16 protein-coding genes, 2 pseudogenes and 1 riboswitch are annotated in these 21,170 nt (G+C 71.5%); of the genes and pseudogenes, 6 read left to right on the top strand and 12 right to left on the bottom strand.

Annotation, left to right across the window (positions count from 1 at the left end):
• Positions 1–18 precede the first annotated feature (18 nt).
• Complete coding sequence (locus IG86_RS0114915) at positions 19–1,107, top strand: methyltransferase (protein WP_030820697.1); 1,089 nt, start codon at positions 19–21, stop codon at positions 1,105–1,107.
• Positions 1,108–1,204: 97 nt separating this feature from the next.
• Here IG86_RS0114915 and IG86_RS0114920 read toward each other — a convergent pair whose 3' ends face one another.
• Entirely contained in the window at positions 1,205–1,462 is a 258-nt protein-coding gene (locus IG86_RS0114920; RefSeq protein WP_030660595.1) for an acyl carrier protein, read from the bottom strand.
• A 13-nt stretch (positions 1,463–1,475) separates the two neighbouring features.
• Complete coding sequence (locus IG86_RS0114925) at positions 1,476–2,678, bottom strand: SchA/CurD-like domain-containing protein (RefSeq protein WP_030820700.1); 1,203 nt, start codon at positions 2,676–2,678, stop codon at positions 1,476–1,478.
• A 101-nt stretch (positions 2,679–2,779) separates the two neighbouring features.
• Between IG86_RS0114925 and IG86_RS0114930 the strand changes: the two genes are divergently transcribed.
• Complete coding sequence (locus IG86_RS0114930; protein WP_465270293.1) at positions 2,780–4,498, top strand: FAD-dependent oxidoreductase; 1,719 nt, start codon at positions 2,780–2,782, stop codon at positions 4,496–4,498.
• A gap of 91 nt (positions 4,499–4,589) precedes the next feature.
• Here IG86_RS0114930 and IG86_RS0114935 read toward each other — a convergent pair whose 3' ends face one another.
• The 4 genes and pseudogenes from IG86_RS0114935 to IG86_RS44335 all read right to left on the bottom strand — a co-directional run.
• Positions 4,590–5,147 carry a hypothetical protein gene (locus IG86_RS0114935; protein ID WP_157854827.1) on the bottom strand — a complete coding sequence of 186 codons (558 nt, stop codon included), beginning with the start codon at positions 5,145–5,147 and terminating at the stop codon, positions 4,590–4,592.
• 113 nt (positions 5,148–5,260) lie between these two features.
• Positions 5,261–5,764, bottom strand: a complete 504-nt coding sequence (locus IG86_RS0114940) for a hypothetical protein (protein ID WP_157854828.1) — start codon at positions 5,762–5,764, stop codon at positions 5,261–5,263.
• A complete protein-coding gene (locus tag IG86_RS45345) occupies positions 5,761–7,644 on the bottom strand; it encodes an amidase domain-containing protein (RefSeq protein ID WP_338116745.1) in 1,884 nt (627 codons plus the stop codon). The genes IG86_RS0114940 and IG86_RS45345 overlap by 4 nt, the downstream gene beginning before the upstream one ends.
• A gap of 291 nt (positions 7,645–7,935) precedes the next feature.
• Positions 7,936–9,795 (bottom strand): annotated as a pseudogene (locus IG86_RS44335) (DNRLRE domain-containing protein); the annotation flags it as partial.
• A 177-nt stretch (positions 9,796–9,972) separates the two neighbouring features.
• Positions 9,973–10,198, top strand: a riboswitch (cobalamin riboswitch).
• Between the two features lie 184 nt (positions 10,199–10,382).
• On the opposite strand from IG86_RS44335, the gene metE reads away from it, so the two are divergent.
• Positions 10,383–12,692: a 5-methyltetrahydropteroyltriglutamate--homocysteine S-methyltransferase gene (metE, locus tag IG86_RS0114955; RefSeq protein WP_030820718.1), complete on the top strand. Its 2,310-nt coding sequence runs from the start codon at positions 10,383–10,385 to the stop codon at positions 12,690–12,692.
• 43 nt (positions 12,693–12,735) lie between these two features.
• On the opposite strand, the gene IG86_RS0114960 is transcribed toward metE, so the two are convergent.
• A complete protein-coding gene (locus tag IG86_RS0114960) occupies positions 12,736–13,383 on the bottom strand; it encodes a TetR/AcrR family transcriptional regulator (protein WP_045936988.1) in 648 nt (215 codons plus the stop codon).
• A 151-nt stretch (positions 13,384–13,534) separates the two neighbouring features.
• Positions 13,535–15,601 (bottom strand): galactose-binding domain-containing protein, encoded by a 2,067-nt coding sequence (locus IG86_RS0114965; RefSeq protein ID WP_045936987.1) that lies wholly within the window; start codon positions 15,599–15,601, stop codon positions 13,535–13,537.
• Between the two features lie 260 nt (positions 15,602–15,861).
• Between IG86_RS0114965 and IG86_RS0114970 the strand changes: the two genes are divergently transcribed.
• The gene (locus IG86_RS0114970) at positions 15,862–16,158 is read left to right on the top strand and encodes a hypothetical protein (RefSeq protein WP_030820725.1); all 297 of its coding nucleotides are present in this window, start codon (positions 15,862–15,864) and stop codon (positions 16,156–16,158) included.
• Positions 16,159–16,191: 33 nt separating this feature from the next.
• Here the strand turns inward: IG86_RS0114970 and IG86_RS0114975 are convergent, their stop codons facing one another.
• Both IG86_RS0114975 and IG86_RS0114980 read right to left on the bottom strand, forming a co-directional pair.
• Positions 16,192–17,400, bottom strand: a complete 1,209-nt coding sequence (locus IG86_RS0114975; protein WP_030820727.1) for a serine hydrolase domain-containing protein — start codon at positions 17,398–17,400, stop codon at positions 16,192–16,194.
• A gap of 133 nt (positions 17,401–17,533) precedes the next feature.
• Positions 17,534–19,162: an AMP-binding protein gene (locus IG86_RS0114980; RefSeq protein ID WP_030820729.1), complete on the bottom strand. Its 1,629-nt coding sequence runs from the start codon at positions 19,160–19,162 to the stop codon at positions 17,534–17,536.
• A 100-nt stretch (positions 19,163–19,262) separates the two neighbouring features.
• Here IG86_RS0114980 and IG86_RS0114985 point away from each other — a divergent pair, with 100 nt between their 5' ends.
• Positions 19,263–19,619: a zinc ribbon domain-containing protein YjdM gene (locus tag IG86_RS0114985; RefSeq protein WP_030820731.1), complete on the top strand. Its 357-nt coding sequence runs from the start codon at positions 19,263–19,265 to the stop codon at positions 19,617–19,619.
• An 85-nt stretch (positions 19,620–19,704) separates the two neighbouring features.
• Here the strand turns inward: IG86_RS0114985 and IG86_RS39955 are convergent, their stop codons facing one another.
• Both IG86_RS39955 and IG86_RS42265 read right to left on the bottom strand, forming a co-directional pair.
• Positions 19,705–20,235, bottom strand: coding sequence for an AfsA-related hotdog domain-containing protein (locus tag IG86_RS39955; RefSeq protein WP_051785192.1), 531 nt, complete (start codon positions 20,233–20,235; stop codon positions 19,705–19,707).
• A gap of 33 nt (positions 20,236–20,268) precedes the next feature.
• Entirely contained in the window at positions 20,269–20,628 is a 360-nt protein-coding gene (locus tag IG86_RS42265) for an AfsA-related hotdog domain-containing protein (protein WP_051785193.1), read from the bottom strand.
• On the opposite strand from IG86_RS42265, the pseudogene IG86_RS45350 reads away from it, so the two are divergent.
• Positions 20,611–20,694 (top strand): annotated as a pseudogene (locus tag IG86_RS45350) (hypothetical protein); the annotation flags it as partial. The gene IG86_RS42265 and the pseudogene IG86_RS45350 sit on opposite strands and share 18 nt — an antisense overlap.
• Between the last annotated feature and the right edge of the window lie 476 nt (positions 20,695–21,170).

Genomic DNA, 21,170 nt, shown 5'->3' on the forward strand with positions numbered 1-21,170 from the left:
CAGGAGAATCGAGGCCGTATGACCACGGTGAGTTCCACCCCCGCCCCCGCCCCCACACCCGCGCCCGTCCCCGCCCCGAACGCCGGCCCGCCGCACACGCCCCCGCCGGCCATGCGCCTGCGCGAGCTCGCCTTCGGCGCGGCCGTCGCCGCCGCCGTACGCGCCGCGGCGCGGCTCAAGGTGGCCGACGCCCTGGGGGAGTCGCCCGCCACCCCCGCCGAACTCGCGGCCGCGGTGCACGCGGAGCCCAAGCCCCTGCAGCGGCTGCTCCGCGCCCTGTCCTGCTACGGGATCTTCGCCGAGACCGAGGACGGCAGCTTCGTCCACACGGACATGTCGCGGCTGCTGCGCGAGGACGACCCGCACAGCCTGCGCTACATCTCCCTGTGGTGCACGGAACCCTGGACCTGGCAGGCCTGGCCGCGGCTCGACGACGCCGTCAGCACCGGCGGGAGCATCTTCCACGACCTCTTCGGCAAGGGGTTCTTCGACTACCTGCACGAGGACGCGCACGAGTCGGCGCACGTCTTCAACCGCGCCATGACCACCTCCAGCATGCAGTCGGCACTGGACGTCGCGGACCTCCTCGACCTCACCGGCGTCTCGGTCGTCGCGGACATCGGCGGTGGCCAGGGACACGTGCTGGCCAGCCTGCTGGAGAAGCACCCGACGGTACGCGGGTACCTGCTCGACCTGCCCGGCGTGGCCGCGAAGGCCGATCCCCGGCTGCGCGACGGCGGCCCCCTCGCCGACCGGACCGGCATCGTCCCCGGCGACTGCCGCGAGGCCGTCCCGGTCGAAGCCGACCTCTACATCATCAAGAACATCCTCGAATGGGACGACGAGAGCACCCGCAGGACCCTGCGCAACGTCGTCGCCGCGGCCCGACCCGGAGCCAGGGTCGTCGTCATCGAGAACCTCGTCGACGACACCCCGTCGATGCGGTTCACCACGGCCATGGACCTGATGCTGCTGCTCAACGTCGGCGGGGCGAAGCACACCGAGGAAAGCCTCCGCACCCGTCTGGCGGACGCCGGACTCCTCCTCGGCGACGTCCGCCCCGTCAACGCGTACCTGCACGCCTTCGAGTGCACCGTGCCCGGGTGACCCCGGCCGGCAGCCACGACGCCCCGGGACCGGCGGTGGGCCGGTCCCGGGGCGTCGTCGTGCGTGCCGGGCGGCGGCGCCCGCCCGCCCGGACCCGTCAGGTGCCGGCCGTCAGGGCGTCGTTGACGAGGTCGAGGAACTCGCGCGGCGACTTGCACTGGTCCGCACCGGCGGGGAGGGACCGGCCGTGCCGGTTCTCCAGCTCGCCGACGATGCCGAGCAGCCCCAGGGAGTCCAGCCCCCACTCGTCGAACTTCGCATCGGGCCGGTCCGCCATGACGGCGGGGTCGACGGCGATGCCCGCACCCTTCTTCATCAGCGCGGCCAGCTCTTCCACGGTCAGTCGATCGGTCATGGCGGGCTTCTCCTCAGGCTCGGGCCGGCGAACGCCGGTCGGTGATCAGGCGCATCTCGGAACGCTCCAGGAAGCGCGAGATCTCCTGGTGGGTGGTGGGGACGCCGTCCTTGGCGCTGTCGAGCAACCGTGCGAGCACCGCCGCCTTGTGACCGCCCTCGACGCCGAGCGTCAGGGCCGGCCGGGCGTCGTGCGGTCCGCGCAGGTCGAGGAGGCGGACGACGATGTCGTCGCGCTGGAAGACGGTGCTCGCCTCGACGGGGCTCGTCGCGTCGTCCACGGCCGCCTCGTCCTGTGCGGCGAGCAGCCGGGCGAGTTCCATGCCGCAGCCCTTCTTGGCGGGATAGAACAGCGCGTGCCGTCCGAGCTCCGAGCCGTCGCCGCCGCCCGCCGCCACATGGTGCACGGCGGGCAGCGCCGCACGGGTGAAGAAGGTCCGGGCCGAACCGGGATCGCTGAGATCGCGATCCTGCTCCAGGTACGGGTTGATGGCCTCCTCCAGCGCCCTGACCTCGGGCTGCAGGGCCACGTGGCGCAGCGCCGCGAGCAGGTCGCCCTCGACCTCGAAGGCCCGTACGACGCGGTTGCCGTGCATGAACAGCGAGGTGCGGCGCAGCCGGGTGTTCTCGTCGACCTGCGCCTTCGGCGACGCGTACCCGCTCAGCAGCTCCGCCACGACGGACTCGCTGCCCGGCTTGACCGTGAAGGTCAGGGCGTGGCGGACCACGCCGTCCCCGCGCCGCGGGGCGACCTGGAGGCGGCCCCTCGCCCGGTCCGGGCCGTCCGCCGAAGCGGACACGGCGGCGGCAGCGGCGGCGAAGGGGGTACCGGCGGACGGGCCGGCGGAGAAGGACGCGGCGGCGGGACCGTGGTCCCTGCCCGTCTCCCGCAGCACGCTGAACCGCAGCGAGCGGGTGTCCCGTACGCAGCCGTGGAGGGGCTGGACCGACGCGACGTGCTCCTCGCTGTTGACCCAGGCCAAGAACCGCGGTGCGCTCTCCCATTCGCTGGTGATCAGCCACTGCGACGGATTCTCGATCGACTGGCACAGCTCGTCCCGGATGTGCCCGGGGACGGAGGAGACCTGCTTGTGGAGGTCCTCGTAGACCTCCAGGAACTGGTTCTGCGCACCGTCGTACAGATCCAGCAGCAGCACGACCCGAAGCCTCGAGTCGTCGAAGGCGGACTGGGATATCCGTTCCGACAAGGTTGTCATCGTTCACACTCCTTCGAGACCACACGGTCGCCACGGGCGGCGCCACCCGAACCGATCGTGGTCCGATGGCGCCGTCGGCGCGAGAGGAGAGAACCAAGCGGGTGAACGAGCGAGGGAACACCCGTCGTAGAGGGCATGGAAGAGCCATGAAGGAAAACGTCGACCACCGCGTCCCGGTCCTCATCGTGGGCGGCTCGCTGGTGGGCCTGTGCACCTCGCTGTTCCTCGGCCGTCACGGCATCACGCACATGCTGGTCGAGAAGCACGCGGGAACCTCGCTGCACCCACGTGGACGCGGTATCAACGTACGCACCATGGAGCTGTTCCGGGTCGCCCACGTCGAGGACCGCATCCGTGAGGCCGCCGCGGTCCTGGCGGACAACCACGGGATCCTGCAGGGCGGCTCCCTGACCGGTGACGACCAGGAATGGCTGTTCGAGCAGATCGACCCGGGGGGCGCACTGGCGCGGTTCAGCCCTTCGAGCTGGTGCCTGTGCAGCCAGAACGACATCGAGCCGGTGCTGATGTCCGTCACCCCCACGCTCGGGGCGGACCTGCGGTTCTCCACCGAACTGCTCTCCTTCGAACAGGACGAGAGCGGGGTCACCGCGATCGTCAAGAACCGCGAGACCGGGGAGCACAGCACGGTGCGCGCCGACTACCTGGTCGCCGCCGACGGGCCGCGCAGCCCCGTGCGCGAACAGCTCCGCATCGGCCAGAGCGGTCCCGGCGACCTCTTCCACAACGTGAGCATCACCTTCCGGTCCCGCATGCTCGCGGACGTGATCGGCGACCGCCGTTTCATCGTGTGCTACCTCACCAAGCCGGACGCCGACGGGGCCCTGCTGCCCGTCGACAACCGCGAGCGGTGGGTCTTCCACGCGCCGTGGCACCCCGACCGGGGCGAGACGCTGGAGGACTTCACCGACGAACGCTGCGTGGAGCACATCCGGCGGGCCGTCGGCGCACCCGACCTGGACGTCGAGATCACCGGGAAGGCGCCGTGGCACGCCGCCGAGCGCGTCGCCCAGCGGTACGCGGCCGGCCGGGTCTTCCTGGCCGGCGACTCCGCCCACGAGATGTCGCCCACCGGGGCGTTCGGCTCCAACACCGGCATCCAGGACGCGCACAACCTCGCCTGGAAGATCGCCGCGGTGCTGGACGGCGCCGCGGGTCCGGGGCTGCTGGAGACCTACGAGTCCGAGCGGCTCCCGGTGGCGCGGGCCACGAGCGAGCGGGCCTCGGCCCGTTCCGCGGAGCACAGCCACCCGGGCTACGAGCCGGACCCGGAGACCGTTCCCGAGCCCGTCGCCGGAGCGCCCGCGCGCGGTGGCGGCGGCCGCCAGAACGGCGTCCTCACCGTGGCCATGGGGTACCGGTACGGGCAGGGCGCGGTCGTGGGGGCCGACCCGGACCTGCCGGTCGTGCCCGAACGGATGCGGCTGTGCGGGGATCCGGGCACGCGCGCCCCGCACCTGTGGCTCCGCGATCCGGCGCAGGGCGGGCGGAAGTCCACGGTCGACCTCTACGAGCGGTCCTTCGTCCTGCTCAGCTCCGAGGGCACACCGTGGAGCGGAGCGGCGGGATCGGTCGCCAAGCGGATGAACGTACGCCTGGACGCCTACGCGATCGGCACGGGCCCGGAGGCCGACCTGATCCCGGAGGACGACGGCGACTGGGCCGGGGCGCACGGCACCACGGCGTCCGGAGCGGTCCTCGTCCGCCCGGACGGCTTCGTGGCCTGGCGCTCGCCGGACGCCGTGGCGGACCCGGAATCGGTCCTCTACAAGGTCCTGACCACCCTGCTGGACCGCTACTGACCCCCGGGCCTTTCCGGAGACGACAAGGGGCGCCGTCCCCGCGGAGATCCGCGGGCCGGCGCCCCTTTCGCAGGCGGGCTTCCGGATCGGATCACGGAAGCATCGTCGACCCCAGCTCACCCGGCTTCTTCGGCACCCAGGGCGCCACGGCGGTGGCCTCGGCCGGGTCCGGCTCCCTCATGTTCACGCGCCGGACGTCCCTGCCTTCCGCCGGTCCGGGCAGGACGTAGATCTGTTTGATCTGACCGGTGGCGTGCAGGTAGAGCACTACGGTCTGCCGGTACGAGCCCTCGTCGTAGAACTCCGCGGTGACCTTCCCGCCGGCACCCTTGCGGAAAGCGGCGATCCAGTTCTCGGCGGTCTTCTTCGCGGCAGTCCGGTCCTCCTCGTCGGCGGCCAGGGACGCCAGCGCGTCGACCTTCCCGTCTGCGATCCGCCACACCACCTGCTGAGTGATCCTCAACGTCCCCGTGGTCGGGTACCCGACCACCGCGAGCGGCGGGTGACTGCTGTAGTCCCCGGCGTACTCCAGGTCGGCCGCGTCGTACTCCGACGAGCAGCCGGTCAGCACACCGAAGACCAGCGCGGCGACGAGGAAGCCCCGGGTCCCTCTCCCACGACGTCCTGCCGCGGAGAAGCAAGTGTCCATGTTTCTTCGGTCCTTCGGTCGGTACCTGGTGATCCAGGAGCGAGACGAGGGGCGTCGTCCCCGTGGTCTCCCACGGGGACGACGCCCCTCATGCAGGCCGGGAGCCGGTCAGCTCACCCTTCCCTCCTGGAACCGAGCTCGCCCGGCTTCTTCGGCACCCAGGGGTACACGGCGGTGGCGTCCTCGGGGTCCGGCTGGCCCATGACCACGCGCCAGCCGTCGTCGCCCACGGTCCGGACCTGGAGTTCCTTGATCTGGCTGGTGTCGTGGAAATACAGCACGACCACCTGCCTGGTGGAACCGGAGTCGTAGAAATCCGCGGTGACCTTGCCACGGGCTCCCTGGCCGAACGCCGCGATCCAGTTCTCGGCGGTCTTCCGGGGTTCCCCGTCGGTTCCGAGAGCGGCGAGTTCGCCCGCCTTGCCGTCGGCGATCCCCCACACCACCCGCTGGGTGATCTCCAATGTCCCCCGGCTCGGGTATCCGACCACGGCCAGCGGTTCGTGCTGGGAGTAGTCGTCGTCGTAGCCGAGGTCCGACCCGGCTGAGCAGCCCGTCAGGACGGAGACCGCCATCAGACCGCTCAGGAACGCCGACCTCACCGGTGCGGTGCTCAATTCGTGCTCACCAGTCGGATCGCCACCACGCTGACGATGGGGTTGTCCCCGCCGCGGTACCGTCCGATGGCCGCGTTCAGGGTGGTGTGGTTCGTCCAGCCGTGCTGGGCGAGGTTGACCTGACCCTGGCCCCTGCCGGTCACGACCGCCGCGTGGTTGTACACCCCTTCCCTCTTCCACTTGAAGAAGAGAAGGTCACCGGAGCGCAGGGAATTGACGTCGGTCACGTAGTACTGGGAGCGGTAGCCGAGGAGATGCCGGCGGAGGTTCTCCGCCCCCGACCAGGCGAAACTGTTCTTGGGCCACACAGCCCAGCTCGGATTCTTCCACCAGGCACTGTCCGACCGGTACCAGCCGGTGCGCATTTTCATGCCACCACCGTAGTAGAGGGCCTTCGACGCGAAATTGGTGCAGTCCTGGTCGTACTCCTTCTTGACTCCGGTGTTGTGGAAGGCCCAGGCACCGGTGCCCGCCGCGTTGAAGTACGCGGCCGGCTGCGCACCGGGCGCCGTCGGCGCCTCCACGGGGAAGCCGTCCGCGCCGAGCGTCAGCGCGCCCGAGTCGTCTGCCGCGCCCGGCTCCGCAGGTGTGGCGACGACCTGGGTGCCGGCGGTCGCCGTGGTCGACAGCGTCTGTCCGGCACTGGTGTCGTCGGACTCGCTCTCCAGCTTCGCCGTGTCGCCCGTGAGGCCGAAGACGAACCGCTTGGCGCTCGTGTCCTCGGACACCTGGTCGACGCCGTCGATCCGCACCGTCATCGTCTGGACCACAGTGGTGCGTACCAGTACACGTCCGGCCGTCGAGCCCTTGGCCACCACGGTGTCGGCAAGCGCGGAGGAGGAACCGACGTAGGCCTGGTTCTTGCCCTCCAGCGCTTCACGGGTCGCGACGAGGGCGCCTTCCTGCGTGCCCAGGAAGTCACCGAAGACGGTTCCGTCCGGGGAAGCGGCTGCCGCGTCGGCGGCGGTCAGGCTGACGCCCGTGACCAGCTTGCCCCGGGCACTCAGATAGGCCTGGACGTAGTCCTTGTAGCGGGTTGCCCCGCCGGACACGGATGCCCCCTGGACGGACGCGGAACGCGACACCGGACCGGTGCCCACGGCGTTCTTCGCCGTCACCGCCACCCGGTAGGACAGGGAGTTGTCGAGGCCGGTGAAGGCCGCACGTGTCGCGGTGCCCTCCCAGGTGCCGACCACGGTGCCGTCGTTCTTCTCGGCCTTCACCACGTAGCCGGTCTCGCCGGTCGCACCCCCGTCGACGGGGGCGTTCCACGTGGCGAGCAGGCCGGTGTCGCCTGCGGTGGCGACGACCTCGCTGACCGCGCCGGGAGCGGTCGGCGGCAGGTACTCGACGGTGAGCCTGGGCCGCTTGGCGGCGTCCGCCGCCGCACCCGAGTGGTATGCGGCGCCCTGCACCGTGCCGGGAACGGTGAGTGCCAGGCCTTCGTTCTCGCCGCGGTCGAGCCAGGACTGCACGAGCATCCCGAACTCGATCTCGTTCAGAGCGATCTCGGAAGCGTAGCTTTCGGTTCCGGCGGCGGTGAGGAGATCCTTGCCGCTCTGCGCCGGAGTCCACGGGGCGGACAGCTCGAAGACGTCGGGCTTCTGCGCCACGCACTGCGTGGTGCAGTCGGCCCTGGTCAGCGACAGCTTGGCCGAGGTGACCCGGGCCCCCTTGGGGAGCCCGGCGAAGTTCGCCTTCAGCTGCGTCGCCCACGAGTGGCCGTCGGCCGTCCCGAGCCGGAGCTGACCGGCAGGAGGCGTGGCGCAGCCTGCCGTGGCACAGTCGGTGGCCACCGATGCACTGCCGAGAGCGGCGTCACCGAGTACCAGGGACTGGGCGGTGGGCATCGGAGGCAGAGCCTGAACGCGCACCGTCATGTTCTGTTCGGCCGACCAGGGCGAGCACCCGGTGCTGGTGCAGGCACGCACGGACCAGCGGTAGGCAGCGCCGTCCGCCAGCTTGCCCTCGGGGATCTGGAGCGCGGCCCGGTTGCCGCTCTCCACCCATACGGGCGGCAGCGGAAGGTTCGGGACCGGGTTGCCGGCCGCGTCCTTCAGGGAGAACTCGGCACTCACGCGTGTTTGCGCCGGGGTCGTGACGACCGCGGACAGGATGGGCGTCAGGGTTTCCTGGGCGCCGGCCTGGATGTCCTGCGGGGAGTCGGGCAGGGGGCTGACCGTGAAGGTGCTCCAGTTGGACCAGGGGGACCAGCTGTTGCTGTAGTGCGTGCCGTCGTAGGGCGAGGTGCGGAAGCGGTACATGCGCCCGTGCTGGAGCACGCCCGCCGGTACGACGACGGAGGCGGGGGTGCCGGCCGGGACGAACGGCGACACCAGGTTGCCGCCGACCTGGGTGTTGGTGGCGGCGTCGAAGATCTGGAAGGTGCCGTTGACCGTGTCGCCGTTCTTGTCCGCGAACGTGTCGCGCAGTGTGGGCGTCGTGGTCTCGACGCGCCAGGCGGGGGTCTTGTCCTGGACGAACGGGGGACCGGCCTCCTGCTTGGTGCCGGTCTGCGGACGGTAGTTGTAGGTCACCGTCAGCTTCGGCGGGTTGGAGGTGGCGTTCGCGGAGTTGACGCGCTTCCACTGCCCGACGACCGACTCCGAGGTGGCGCGCAGTCCCATGCTGGACAGCGGTGCCTTCGCGGACGCCCAGGTCTGGACGAGGGTGGTCACGTCGGCGTTGATCCAGCCGTCCGGTGCCGAGCCGCAGCCGGGGTTGCCGCGGGTCTCGGTGGAGGTGGCGTACTTGGTGCCCATGGCGGGCTGGTTCGTCCAGCGCGACGCGGTGCTCGGGGTGCCCGAGTCCCAGACCTCCCACGGCTGCGCGACGCAGTCGGTGTTGCCCGAGTGGAAGTTCCACAGGGACAGCTTGGCGTCGGAGACCAGGGCGTCCGCGATCGGCGCCGTGTTCCAGGTGATGAACGAACGCGCGGTGCGGAAGGTGCCGTTCGCGTTCTTGGTGCCGGGGTTGCCGAGGTCGAGCTCGGTGTCGTTGGACCAGTCGACGGTCTCGCCCTGCTGGACGTAGGTGTCGAAGACGTTCCCCAGCGAGGAGGTCGAGGGGTCCACGGTCACCGGGTACCTGGTGGCCGGGTCCGCGAGGAACTTCGCGTCAGGAGTGACGACCAGGTCGACCGTGCCCCTGCCCTGGACGACCTTCATCGCCACGGGCACCTTGCGGGTGTGCTCGCCGGAGACCGGATCGACCGTGGAGTCCCACATCACCGGCGCCGGCATGACCGCGGTCTTCTTGCTCTTGCGGTCGGTGAACTGCACGCTGCCGTCAGCCTGCTGCTCCACCTTCAGGCCCTTGGCCACCAGCGGCAGGGTGTACGAGTAGTTCCCGCCGGCCGGGCGCTGCTTCAGCTCGACGAACTGCTCGAATCCGCTGCGCGTGGCCTCGACGACGACGTCACCGCCGGGGACGGCGTTGGTGTACTCGGCGCGGGCCCCGTCGAGCTTGGGGGACGGCAGGGCGCCCTTCCACTTGAGGGTGATCTGCTGGTCGCCCTCGCCCAGCGTGACGAGGTCGGTGCTGATGTAGTTGACGGACGGCGCGGCCTGCGGCGCGGCCTTGGCCATCCGCGGGAGGCTGCCCGCTGCCAGCTTCAGGCCCTGGGGGTGGGCCTTGGACGCCACGGACCCGTCCGGGGCGTGGCCCAGGGTCACGTCGACCCCGCGCCAGGCGCGTGCCTGCTGGTCGTAGAAGCGGATCGGTCCGGCGGCCACTTCGGTCGTGAGGGTGCCGTTCGGGTTCACCCATGTCGTGGAAGTCTCGGACCGCTCCGAGACCGCCTCCACGCGGTGTCCCGCCGTCCGGGCGGCCACCCGGGCGCGCGCGAGGTTGAGTTCTTCTGTCACGGCACCGGACGTGGCCGCGGCGGCCGGGGCCGGAGCGGCGTCGGCCGGGTGTGAGCTCTGGATCAGGGTGGCGGTCACGATGAGTGCCGCTCCGCCCGCTATCCAGTGGGTGGTCCCCCAGGGCCCTCTTCCGCGGCGTCTTGCCGCGGAGAAGCGAGTAGCCATACTTCCTCGGTCTTTCTGCGAGTACCCGATGAACCAGGTACGAGGGGAGCAACGTAGCGCCCTGACCAGGCAGTTCGTGCGCGCAAACGGACAAGCGGGACACAACTTCCGCCGTAGTGACGCAATTCACGCCATGGCTGGATTCATTCCCTGGATGCGGTGCGGCCGGAGGCCATCTACTCTGGCCGGGCAGCTGGTTCGCCCCGTCCGCCAGGCGGGATGCGTCGTAAGAGGGAACCCGGTGGGAATCCGGGACTGCCCCGCAGCGGTGAGCGGGAACGACCGCCGTCATACGCACTGGGACCGGAGAACGGTCCTGGGAAGCGACGGCCAGTAGGTGCCCGCCGGGAGACCGGCAGGCGTGCCCGCGAGTCCGAAGACCTGCCCGTTGCCCGTGCGCGACCCGTCGCGCGCGGAAATCCCGGTGACCTCGTGGGCGGGTCGGCGACACATCAGGCGGGCGACCGCGGGCACGTACGCGTCACGTACGCACTCCCGCATCCGGTCGAGGTCCGCCCGGTTCGTCATCCCTTCGCGCTCCCGACCCTCACCGGGTCCACAGGAGACAGCTCGCGAAGGAGAGTTCCGTGACCAGCAAGACCCCCGCCACCGTGTACGGCTACCCCCGTCAGGGCCAGGACCGGGAACTGAAGAGGGCCGTCGAGGGCTACTGGAAGGGCCGGGTCGGCGCCGACGCCCTCCGGGAGACGGCCCGCGACCTGCGCCGGACCAACTGGCAGCAGCTGGCCGACGCCGGCATCACCGAGGTGCCCACCGGCGACTTCTCGTACTACGACCACGTCCTGGACACCAGCGTCATGGTCGGCGCGATCCCCGCCCGCCACCGCGCGGCCGTCGACGCGGACGCCCTGGACGGCTACTTCGCCATGGCACGCGGCACCCAGGAGGTGGCGCCGCTGGAGATGACCAAGTGGTTCGACACCAACTACCACTACCTGGTGCCGGAACTGGGCCCGGACACCGTCTTCACCGCGGACTCCTCCCGGCAGGTCGCCGAGTTCGAGGAGGCCCGCGCACTCGGCCACCGCGCCCGCCCGGTGCTGGTCGGTCCGGTCACGTACCTGCTGCTGGCCAAGCCCGCCCCCGCGGTCGCCGCCGGCTTCGACCCCCTCGCCCTCCTCGACCGCCTGCTGCCCGCCTACGCCCGGATCCTCGCGGACCTGCGCGCGGCCGGTGCCGAGTGGGTACAGCTCGACGAACCGGCCCTGGTGCAGGACCGCACCCCCGCCGAGCTGAACGCCGCCGCCCGCGCCTACCGCGTGCTCGGCGGCGCGGCCGACCGGCCGAAGCTGCTCGTGGCCTCGTACTTCGACCGGCTCGGCGAGGCCCTGCCCGTGCTGGCCAAGGCCCCCGTGGAGGGGCTCGCCCTGGACTTCACCGGCGCGGCCGCCGCGAACCTCGACGCCCTCGCCGCCGTCGGCGGCCTGCCAGGCAAGCGCCTGGTCGCGGGCGTCGTCGACGGCCGCAACATCTGGATCAACGACCTCGAGAAGTCCCTCGGCACGCTCGGCACCCTCCTCGGCCTCGCCGGGAGCGTCGACGTGGCCGCCTCCTGCTCCCTGCTCCACGTGCCGCTGGACGCCTCCGCCGAACGGGACGTCGACCCGCAGGTCAGGCGCTGGCTCGCCTTCGCCCGCCAGAAGACCGCCGAGGTCGCCACCCTCGCCCGGGGCCTCGCCCGCGGCACGGACGCCATCACGGCCGAACTCGCCGCCAACCGGGCCGACCTGGCCTCCCGCGCGAACTCCTCCGTCGCCCACGACCCCGCCGTGCGCGCCCGGACCGCCGCGGTCACGGACGCCGACGGCCGCCGCTCCCAGCCGTACGCGCGGCGGGCGGCCGCCCAGCGCGCCCGCCTCGGCCTGCCGCTGCTCCCCACGACCACCATCGGATCGTTCCCGCAGACCGGCGAACTGCGCACGGCCCGCGCCGACCTGCGGGCGGGCCGCACCGACACCGCCGGCTACGAGGACCGCATCAGGGCCGAGATCCGCGAGGTGCTGGCCTTCCAGGAGAAGGCCGGCCTCGACGTGCTGGTGCACGGCGAGCCCGAACGGGGCGACATGGTGCAGTACTTCGCCGAGCAGCTCACCGGCTACCTCGCCACGCAGCACGGCTGGGTCCAGTCCTACGGCACCCGCTACGTCCGCCCGCCCGTCCTGGCCGGGGACGTCTCCCGCCCCGACCCGATGACCGTCCGCTGGACCACGTACGCGCAGTCGCAGACGGCCAAGCCGGTCAAGGGCATGCTCACCGGACCCGTCACCATGCTCGCCTGGTCCTTCGTCCGCGACGACCAGCCGCTCGCGGACACCGCCCGGCAGGTCGCGCTGGCCCTGCGCGACGAGGTGGACGACCTGGAGGCCGCCGGGACCCCCGTCATCCAGGTGGACGAGCCCGCACTGCGGGAGACGCTCCCGCTGCGCGGCGCCGACCAGGCGGCCTACCTCGCCTGGGCCACCGAGGCCTTCCGGCTCACCACCGGCGGCGTCCGGCCCGACACCCAGATCCACACGCACATGTGCTACGCCGAGTTCGGTGACATCGTCGGGGCGATCGGGGACCTCGACGCCGACGTCATCAGCCTGGAGGCCGCCCGCTCCCACATGCAGGTCGCCGACGAGCTGTCCGGCGCCGGCTATCCGCGCGAGGCCGGCCCGGGCGTCTGGGACATCCACTCGCCGCGGATCCCCTCCGTCGACGAGGCCGCGGCGCTGCTGCGCAAGGGCCTGGGGGCCATCGCGGCCGAGCGGCTGTGGGTCAATCCCGACTGCGGGCTGAAGACCCGGGCCTGGCCCGAGACCAGGGCCTCCCTGGAGAACCTGGTCGAGGCGGCCCGCCGGGTCCGCGGCGAGGTGGGCGCCGGCGGCGCCTGACGGAGGGGGCTGGCGGCGCCACGGAGGGGGCGGGCGGCCCCCTTCAGACGGAGAGCGGTGGACCGGTGTGCTCCTGTGCGTGCGGCCGGTCCCCGTCCGTGGTCTCGGTGAGCCCCGCGACCTGGTCGGTGATCATGTCGAGGATGGCCTCCACGACCTCGGCGTCGCCGAGCACGAGGTGGTTGAGGGTCAGCCCGTCCGTCATGGCGGCCAGGTAGCGGGCCAGTACGGGCACCGGTACGCGCAGCTCGAAGGGCATGAGCCGGCGGAGCTGTTCGATCAGCTCGGTGTAGGTGTCGGAGTACAGCTCGTACTGGCGTCGCGCCAGGTGCTCGAACCCGGGCCGGCGCAGGGCGTACTGCGTGAGCTCGTAGGTGAGCATGTGCTCGCCCGGGTTGGCGGCGACGTGGTCCCAGTACGCCCGGAAGCCGGCCCGGACGGTCTCCCGGAGGGTGGCCCGGGGCCGGATGGCCTCCCTCGCCACGGTGATGCCGTGCTCGGTGATCGCCACGATGACGGATTCCAGCAGGGCCTGCTTGGATTCGAAGCAGTAGTGGAAGACGCTCAGGGAGACGCCGGCCTCGGCGCAGATCGACCGCGTCGTCGCCCGTGCGACGCCGTCGCGGGCCATCACGCGGATCGCCGCCTCGGTCAGCTGGCGGCGTCGCTCTGCCGACGGCATGCGTGCCATGGGCGTTCGTTCCCTTCGTTCCGTGCGTTCCGTGCGTCCGTGCGCAGTGCAGTGGTGCGGGCGCGGCGAAGGCGGCCGGGGCCGGGGCCGGCCGGATCGGCGGATCCGGCCGGCCCCGGCCCCGGGACCTGAGTGGGTCGGCTGAGCGGAGTCAGCTGCTGTACACGCCGACCTCGTAGAGCGAGTAGCCCCACTTGGTGCCGCGCTGGACGCCGTGGACGCGTACGTAGCGGGCCGTGGTGCCGGTGAACAGCGCGGTGTCCAGACCGCCGTCACCGGTGGTGGTGGACCACGCCGACTGCCAGTTGGTGCCGTCGTTCGACAGCTCGATGCGGTAGGCCTGCCCGTGCGCGCGCTCCCACTCGAGCGTGACGCGCTTGACCAGGTTGGCCGCGCCGAGGTCGATCTGGATCCACTGGTCGTCGCTCCAGTCGCTCGCCCAGCGGGTGCCCGTGTTCCCGTCGACGGCCCGGGACGGGGCGTAGCTCGTGAACGGGTTCCACTCCGCCGAGCTGGCCGCCGTGGACGCGCCCGCGGCGAGGTTCACGCCCGCCTTGTGCTTCTCGGACGAGCCCCAGGTGGTGAGGTAGGACTCGGCGCCGCGGAAGAGGTCGTCGACCACGTCCTGGCCGCCGACGTTGCGGATGTCCTCGATCCAGTCCGGGACCAGGCCGTAGTGCGAGGCGCCGTCTGTGTTGAGGTCCCAGGTGCGCTGTCCGGTGGTCTGCCTGTCGATGACGGAGCCGCCGTCGACGCTGCGGAACGGATAGCGCACCGGGTTCGGCGTGCCGGCCCCGCGGGGGCCGGGCCAGCCGCCGACGCCGTTCATGTCGGTGCCGTAGCCGTAGCCGACGTTGTACTTGTCGCGCAGGGCGTTCTTGGCCTTGGCCTCCGCGCTGAAGCCCTCGGCCCCGTTCATGTACTGGGCGACGAAGCCGCCGAGCTTGTAGAGCCGCTCGGTCCAGTTGTCGTCCATCCAGCTGTGCGAGGAGATGATGCCCGGGTAGGACTCGGACTCCAGGATGTCGAAGGCCCGGCCGGCGGCCTTGACGCTCATGTGGTCGATCTCCAGCATCATCTTGCGTTTCATCATCCCGCGCACCGCGTACTCGCCGAGCTCGGTCAGACCGCGGGTGTTGCACTGCGCGTCCGCCGCGTACGAGGGCACGGACACGCCCGCCGGAAGCTCCTTCTGCGCCTGCGGAGCGGCCGCGAACCCGATGGGGTTGTCGTGCTGCGGGCCCGTGCACTTCTCCGTCTTCCAGAAGGTGCCGGTCGACAGGAACTGGCCCACGTTGATCGCGGTGCCGAGCGCGCCCTGGTCGAAGCGGACGCCGCACAGGGCGTTGTCGAACTTGTGGCAGAGGAACATGCTCCGCACGCCCAGCCGGTGCAGCTCGTCCAGGCCCCGGTCGACGTCCTCCTTGCTGCACTGCGCGAAGTCCAGGATCTGCTTGCAGCCGAACGGCTCGGAGGTCTCGACTCCGAGGACGACCGCCAGCTTGCCCTGCTTGACGACCTCACGGGCCTGGGCGGAGTCGGTGACGATCCGGAACCAGCCCTTTCCGGGGCCGCCGTACATCTTGTCGATGTAGGCCTGCATGTCGTACGTCTTCTGCGCCTCGAACCGGATGGCGGTCATCTCGTCGCAGCCGCGGTCCTTGAAGAAGTAGACCGAGCAGATGACGCCGTTGGTGACGAGGTCGTTGACGAGCACGCGCTGGCCGCCGCGCCAGGCGCGTTCCACCCAGGCGTAGTAGTTCTGCTGGTGGGTCAGCGAGTCGTGGGCGGGCCAGTCCTTGAAGGTCGGCCAGCCGTTCGGGTCGTGCTTGCCGTCGCCGCCCTTGGTGATGAAGTCGAAGATCGCCAGGGTGCCGTCGGGGTAGTGCTCGGGGCAGTCCTTGAGCGCGTCGGCCACGCCCAGTTCGGAGAAGGGCTTGCCGCAGATGAGGCGGCCGCCGAAGCCCTCGTTGGACATCAGGTGGTCGTGCGCGTCGACGAAACCGCGCACCCGGCCCTGGGAGTCGGTGCCCTTGAAGGGTTCCCCGGTGATGTTGATGTCGGAGTCGGGTGCGGGCCGTGCCACCGGATTCCACCAGCCGGGGTCGTCGGCGGCGGAGCTGGGCACGGGGCCGAGCACCATCGCCACCACGGCGAGGAGCAATGACAGGACCGCGAGGGGGCTGCGCCTTGGTTGCTTGTGTCGGGAAATGGTCATCACTCACGTCTTCGGTCAGCGGATGGCGCGGTGGAGGAGCCGGACCCGTTCGGGGACGCGACGGCCACACGGGGGTGCCGACTTGTCATGAACCCGCAAACGGTGGTCCGAGAATCGCCACTGGCGCCGACGGAGTCAAGAGTCCGGGACAGATGACCTGATGATCCGTCAGTATCGCCGTCTCCCGGCGGGACGGCACGGACGGGCGGGTCCGGCGTGGCCGGTCGGCGGGAGGCGCCGGGACGGCCTACCGTCGAGCCATGAGTGTGATGGCGGTGGTGTACGAGGTCCAGGAACCGGTGGCGGCGCACCCCGGCGGGGCAGCGGACGACGGCGGTGAGGCGGTCGTCGTGCGCGTGCACGCGGCGCCCGTGGCGCCTGGCAGGCACGGTGTCCCCGGTCCGCGGACCTTCTGCGGCAGGGACACCTTCGCGATGCGGGCCGCCCCGCCGCAGCCGGCCGGGCAGCCCGCGGGGCAGCCCGGCGCGACGTGGTACGGCGCGGAGTACGCGGACCGGGTCTGCCCCGCGTGCGACGACGCGGTGGGCACCGACTGAGGAGCCGGGCCGGTGCAGGCGGCCGGGCGGGCGTCAGCGCGCGTTGTGCTCGGGCAGGTCCGCCTCGGCCGGGGCGAAGCCGAAGCCGCGCGCGCCCTTCTTCTCGGTCTGCTTGCCGCAGAACGCGGCTTCCAGGGTGCCGCCGAGCGCCGTGTTGGCCTCGCCCCTGTTCGAGGTGTTCGCCATCGCGGACAGGCTGCGCCGGCCGTCGCGCGTGGAGAAGGCGTACGTGTAGAAGCCCTGCACCGTGCCCGTGTGCCCGTAGACCGACGTACCGCAGGAGAGGTCGTAGCGGCGCAGGCCCAGCCCGTAGAACCGGGTGTTCGTGGTGTCGGTCGGGGTCGCGGTCACCATGGCGTCCAGCAGCCGGGGCGGCAGCAGCCGGCCGCCGAGCAGCGCCGACGTGAAGGTGTTCAGGTCGGCCGGGTTGGAGATCACCGCACCCGCGGACTGCGCCCACGACACGGTCTGCTCGGTGGAGTCGACCAGCGGCGCGCCCGCCTCGTCGGGGTGCAGATAGCCGCGGGCGTGCAGGCCCTTGATCTTGGTGTCGGGGTGCACGTACGTGGTGTTGCGCAGGCCCAGCGGCTTGAAGATGCGCCGCTCGTATTCCTTGCCCACCCGGTTGCCGGTGGCCTTCTCGATCAGCATGCCGACGACGACGAAGTTGGTGTTCGAGTACTTGTACGCCACGCCGGGCTCGGTGGTCCGGGGCTCGCGCAGTGAGAGGTCCACCAGCTCCTGGTAGCTGAACACCCGGTCGCGCACGGCCTCGAAGCCGGGGACGGTGTGCTCGAACATGGCGTCGGTGTAGTCCGCGAGGCCGCTGCGGTGGGTCAGCAGGTGGCGCACGGTGATCCGCTCGTCCGGCAGCAGGCCGGGCAGGTAGCGGTTGACCGGTGCGTCCAGGTCGATCTTCTTCTCGCCGACGAGCTGGAGCAGGACCACGGAGGAGAAGGTCTTGCTGACGCTGCCGATCCGGAAGCGGGCCTGCGGGTCCATGGCCGTGCCCGCGGCCTTGTCGCGTACGCCGACGGCCCGGGTGCGGACCCCGTCGGGGCCGCTGAAGCGGGCCATGGCGCCGGGCGCTCCGGCGGCCGTCGTGTTGCGCAGCGCCTGGGTCAGCGCTTCGAGGTCGGGGGCGGTCCCGGCCGCCCGGGCGGTGGTCGCGGGGGCGACGGCGGCCGTCACGGCGAGCAGGGCGGCGGTCAGGGCGAGACGTCGGTTCACGGGCAGCGGCACGGTGTTCCTCTGGTCGGTGGTCAGTCGGCAGGGAAGGGCGGGGCGTCGCGGACGGCCGGACGGCGCGGCCGCGACGCGCCCCATGAAGATCATCGGTCAGGAGCGGCGGCAGCGTGAGCCGCAACGCGCGTTTCTACGAGGGCAGTTCCAGCAGGCGGAGGGCCTCCTGGCGCATTTCCACCTTGCGGACCTTCCCGGTGACGGTCATGGGGAACTCCTCCACGACGTGCACGTACCGGGGGATCTTGAAGTGGGCGAGCCGGCCGGCGCAGTAGGCGCGGACGGCGTCCGCGGTCAGCGGTTCGGCGCCCTCGCGCATCCGCACCCACGCCATCAGCTCCTCCCCGTACTTGGGGTCGGGCACCCCGATGACCTGGACGTCGAGGACGTCCGGATGCGTGTGGAGGAACTCCTCGATCTCGCGCGGGTAGAGGTTCTCCCCGCCGCGGATCACCATGTCCTTGATCCGGCCGGTGATGCTCAGATAGCCGTCGTCGTCCATGACGGCCAGGTCGCCGGTGTGCATCCAGCGGGCCGCGTCGACGGCCTCCGCGGTGCGCTCGGGCTCCTCCCAGTAGCCGAGCATCACCGAGTAGCCGCGGGTGCACAGCTCGCCCGGCTCGCCGCGGGGCACGGTCCGCCCGGTCCGCGGATCGACCACCTTCACCTCCAGGTGCGGTCCGACGCGGCCCACGGTGGACACCCGGCGCTCGACGGAGTCGTCGGCGCGGGTCTGCGTGGACACCGGGGAGGTCTCCGTCATCCCGTAGCAGATGGACACCTCGGTCATGCCCATCCGCTCGATGACCTCCCGCATCACCTCGACCGGGCAGGGCGAGCCCGCCATGATCCCCGTTCGCAGACCGGACAGGTCGTACGAGTCGAAACCGGGCTCCGCCAGCTCGGCGATGAACATTGTGGGGACGCCGTAGAGCGAGGTGCACCGCTCCGACTCCACCGCGGCCAGGGTGGCCACCGGGTCGAAGGCCGGCGCGGGGATCACCATGGCCGCGCCGTGGCTGGTGCAGGCGAGGTTGCCCATGACCATGCCGAAGCAGTGGTAGAAGGGCACCGGGATGCAGACCCGGTCCTGCTCGGTGTAGTGGCACAGCTCGCCAACGAAGAAGCCGTTGTTGAGGATGTTGTGGTGCGAGAGGGTCGCGCCCTTGGGGAACCCGGTGGTTCCGGAGGTGTACTGGATGTTGACGGCGTCGTCCGGGCTCAGCGCGGCCTGTGCCCGGGCCAGGTCGGCCGGGGCGCCCCGGCGGCCGCGCTCCAGCAGGGAGTCCCACAGGGGGCCGCCGAGCAGCGCCACGAACTCCAGGTCCGGACATCGCGGCCGGACCTCCTCGATCATGGCGGCGTAGTCGGAGGTCTTGAAGCGGTCCGCGGCGGCCAGCAGCCGGATGCCGGACTGTCGCAGCACGTACTCCAGTTCGTGGGAGCGGTAGGCCGGGTTCACGGTGACGAGGACCGCCCCGATCTTGGCCGTGGCGTACTGCACCAGCGTCCACTCCGCGCGGTTGGGGGCCCAGATCCCGACGCGGTCGCCCTTCACGATGCCCAGGTCCAGCAGCCCGAGGGCGAGGGCGTCGACATCGGCGGCCAGCTCCGCGTACGTCCACCGGCGGCCGGCGGCCACGTCGACCAGGGCGTCGCGGTCGGGGAACCTGCGCACCGTGCGGTCCAGGTTCTCGCCGATGGTGTCACCGAGCAACGGCACTTCGCAGACCCCGGACGCGTAACTCGATGCGGCAGACACATGGACCTCCTGGACGGGCGGACGGGCGGACGGGCGGACCGGCGGACGGGCGGACCGGCGGGGCGATCTGGGGCGATGGCGCCTGAAATATACTGATGGGGTGACTGAGAACCCCTTGCCAGCCTGCCCCGAGTGTGCGGGTGCCTACGCCTACGAGATGGGCTCGCTGCTGATCTGCCCCGAATGCGGGCACGAGTGGCCCCTCGCCGCCGCCGGATCGGGCGAGGCACCCGAGGAGCGGGTGATCAAGGATGCCGTCGGCAACGTGCTGGCCGACGGCGACACCGTGACGGTCGTCAAGGGCCTGAAGGTCAAGGGCAGTCCGACCGGGATCAAGGCGGGCACCAAGGTGCGCAACATCCGCCTCGTCGACGGCGTGGACGGCCACGACATCGACTGCAGGATCGAGGGCTTCGGGCAGATGCAGCTCAAGTCCGGTGTGGTCCGCAAGGTCTGAGGGGACCCGAGCCCCACGGCAAAGGGAAGGCGCCTGCCGGGCGGAGTCCGGGCAGGCGCCTTCGTCGTACGTGTCGGGGGGACGGTCAGGGTGCGACGGAGGTGTGCAGGGGCGCGGCCGCCGTGGCGGTGATCGTCGCCGTGGCGGTGAAGACGTCCTCGCCGTTCTGCCGGGCCACGACCCGGACGGGGAGCCTGCGGCGGTCCGGCGATGCCGTCAGGTCGGGGAGCGCGGTCGTCTCGATCCAGCAGGGCGAGTTCAGCCCCGCGTAGCGGAAGAATCGCATCTCCATGTCGGTCAGGACCCCCGGCGGGGGAAGGCGGAGGCCGTACGCGGCCTGGCGTACGGCCTCCAGCAGCATGCCCGGGGCGTGGTCGACGGGGTGGTCGAAGAGGATCGGGTGGTTGAGTCGGTCCGCAGCTGCGCGCGTCGCAAGGAGCTGGTGGGGGAGAGCACCACGTGGTGGAAGCGGTCGCGGCACACGTCGGGGCGTCATCGGCGGCGGGAGCGGGATGACGCGGGAGGTCACCCGGTCGAGGTCGGCGTTCCCGCCGCGCAGGCGCTGGTGGACGGCCTCGGGCTGGTCGGTGAAGCCGGCCTCGGCGGTGCCCGGCAACTCCCCGTCCCGGGGTGGCGGTGACGTGCATGGTCAGGCGGCCGAGCCTGCGGCCCGGCGGGCGATGCCCGAGCAGCGTATGTGGAGCATGATGTCGGCGGGTCTCGAACCGACCACGAGCGCGGCGGGCTCCGTCGAGTAGCTGAAGGTGTCCCAGATCTGGCGGTGGCCGCAGGGCACGTCGTACGCCACGTGGCTGAGCAGCGGGATGGCCTGGCGGACGGACTCGGCCAGGAGGAGCGGATCGTGGTGTCCCGCGTCGGGCGAGTGGAAGCTGTGGGCTCGGGGCCGCGGGGCGGTGACGACGAACTCGTCGGGAGCGACGGAACGCCATAGGCGCTGGAGGCCGTCCTCGCGGAGGCGCGCCGCGCGGGTGTGCGGCGCATCGTCCATCTGTCGACGTGCGCCGTCTACGGGCCCCGGCCGCACCGGGGCGCGTACGTCGGGGAGTTGGCGCCCGCCCCGGTGTCGCCGGCCAGCAGCAGCCGGCTGGCGGGGGAGGCGTCCGTGCTCGACGCGGGAGGCCTGGTCCTGCGCGCCGGTCTGGTGCTGGGGAGGGGCGACGGGTGGGTCGTACCGGCCCTGGCCGGTACCGGGCGGACACGGCATGGCGGCTCGCCGGCACCGCACCTGGGCCGGGCCCGCCGGCCCGGCTCGGCCGGGCGGCGTCCTGGTGCCGGGAGCGGGGCGCGGTCGCGCCGGGGTGACGACAATCTGCCAAAGCCTCGACGGGATGGGGGCGGACGGCCCGTGGCGGGGAAGGCGGCGGGTAGCGTCCCGGGCACAGGCGGTCCTGGTCATCCCGTACACCCGATGGAGGAGTGGAAATGCCCGACCTTTCGAACATCGTCAAGGCGTACGACGTGCGTGGTGTCGTGCCGGACGAGTGGGACGAGTCCCTGGCGGAGCTGTTCGGTGCTGCTTTCGTCGAGGTT

The organism is Streptomyces virginiae, assembly GCF_000720455.1.
GTDB lineage: Bacteria > Actinomycetota > Actinomycetes > Streptomycetales > Streptomycetaceae > Streptomyces > Streptomyces virginiae.

What these genes read in the sequence shown, in the direction of transcription:
- IG86_RS0114970 (WP_030820725.1), top strand. Translation starts at nt 15,862, where the DNA reads ATGAGTGTGATGGCGGTGGTGTACGAGGTCCAGGAACCGGTGGCGGCG.
- IG86_RS42265 (WP_051785193.1), bottom strand. Translation starts at nt 20,628, where the DNA reads ATGGACGATGCGCCGCACACCCGCGCGGCGCGCCTCCGCGAGGACGGC.
- IG86_RS0114935 (WP_157854827.1), bottom strand. Translation starts at nt 5,147, where the DNA reads ATGGACACTTGCTTCTCCGCGGCAGGACGTCGTGGGAGAGGGACCCGG.
- IG86_RS45345 (WP_338116745.1), bottom strand. Translation starts at nt 7,644, where the DNA reads ATGACGGTGCGCGTTCAGGCTCTGCCTCCGATGCCCACCGCCCAGTCC.
- IG86_RS0114925 (WP_030820700.1), bottom strand. Translation starts at nt 2,678, where the DNA reads ATGACAACCTTGTCGGAACGGATATCCCAGTCCGCCTTCGACGACTCG.
- IG86_RS0114965 (WP_045936987.1), bottom strand. Translation starts at nt 15,601, where the DNA reads ATGACCATTTCCCGACACAAGCAACCAAGGCGCAGCCCCCTCGCGGTC.
- IG86_RS0114920 (WP_030660595.1), bottom strand. Translation starts at nt 1,462, where the DNA reads ATGACCGATCGACTGACCGTGGAAGAGCTGGCCGCGCTGATGAAGAAG.
- IG86_RS0114960 (WP_045936988.1), bottom strand. Translation starts at nt 13,383, where the DNA reads ATGGCACGCATGCCGTCGGCAGAGCGACGCCGCCAGCTGACCGAGGCG.
- IG86_RS0114915 (WP_030820697.1), top strand. Translation starts at nt 19, where the DNA reads ATGACCACGGTGAGTTCCACCCCCGCCCCCGCCCCCACACCCGCGCCC.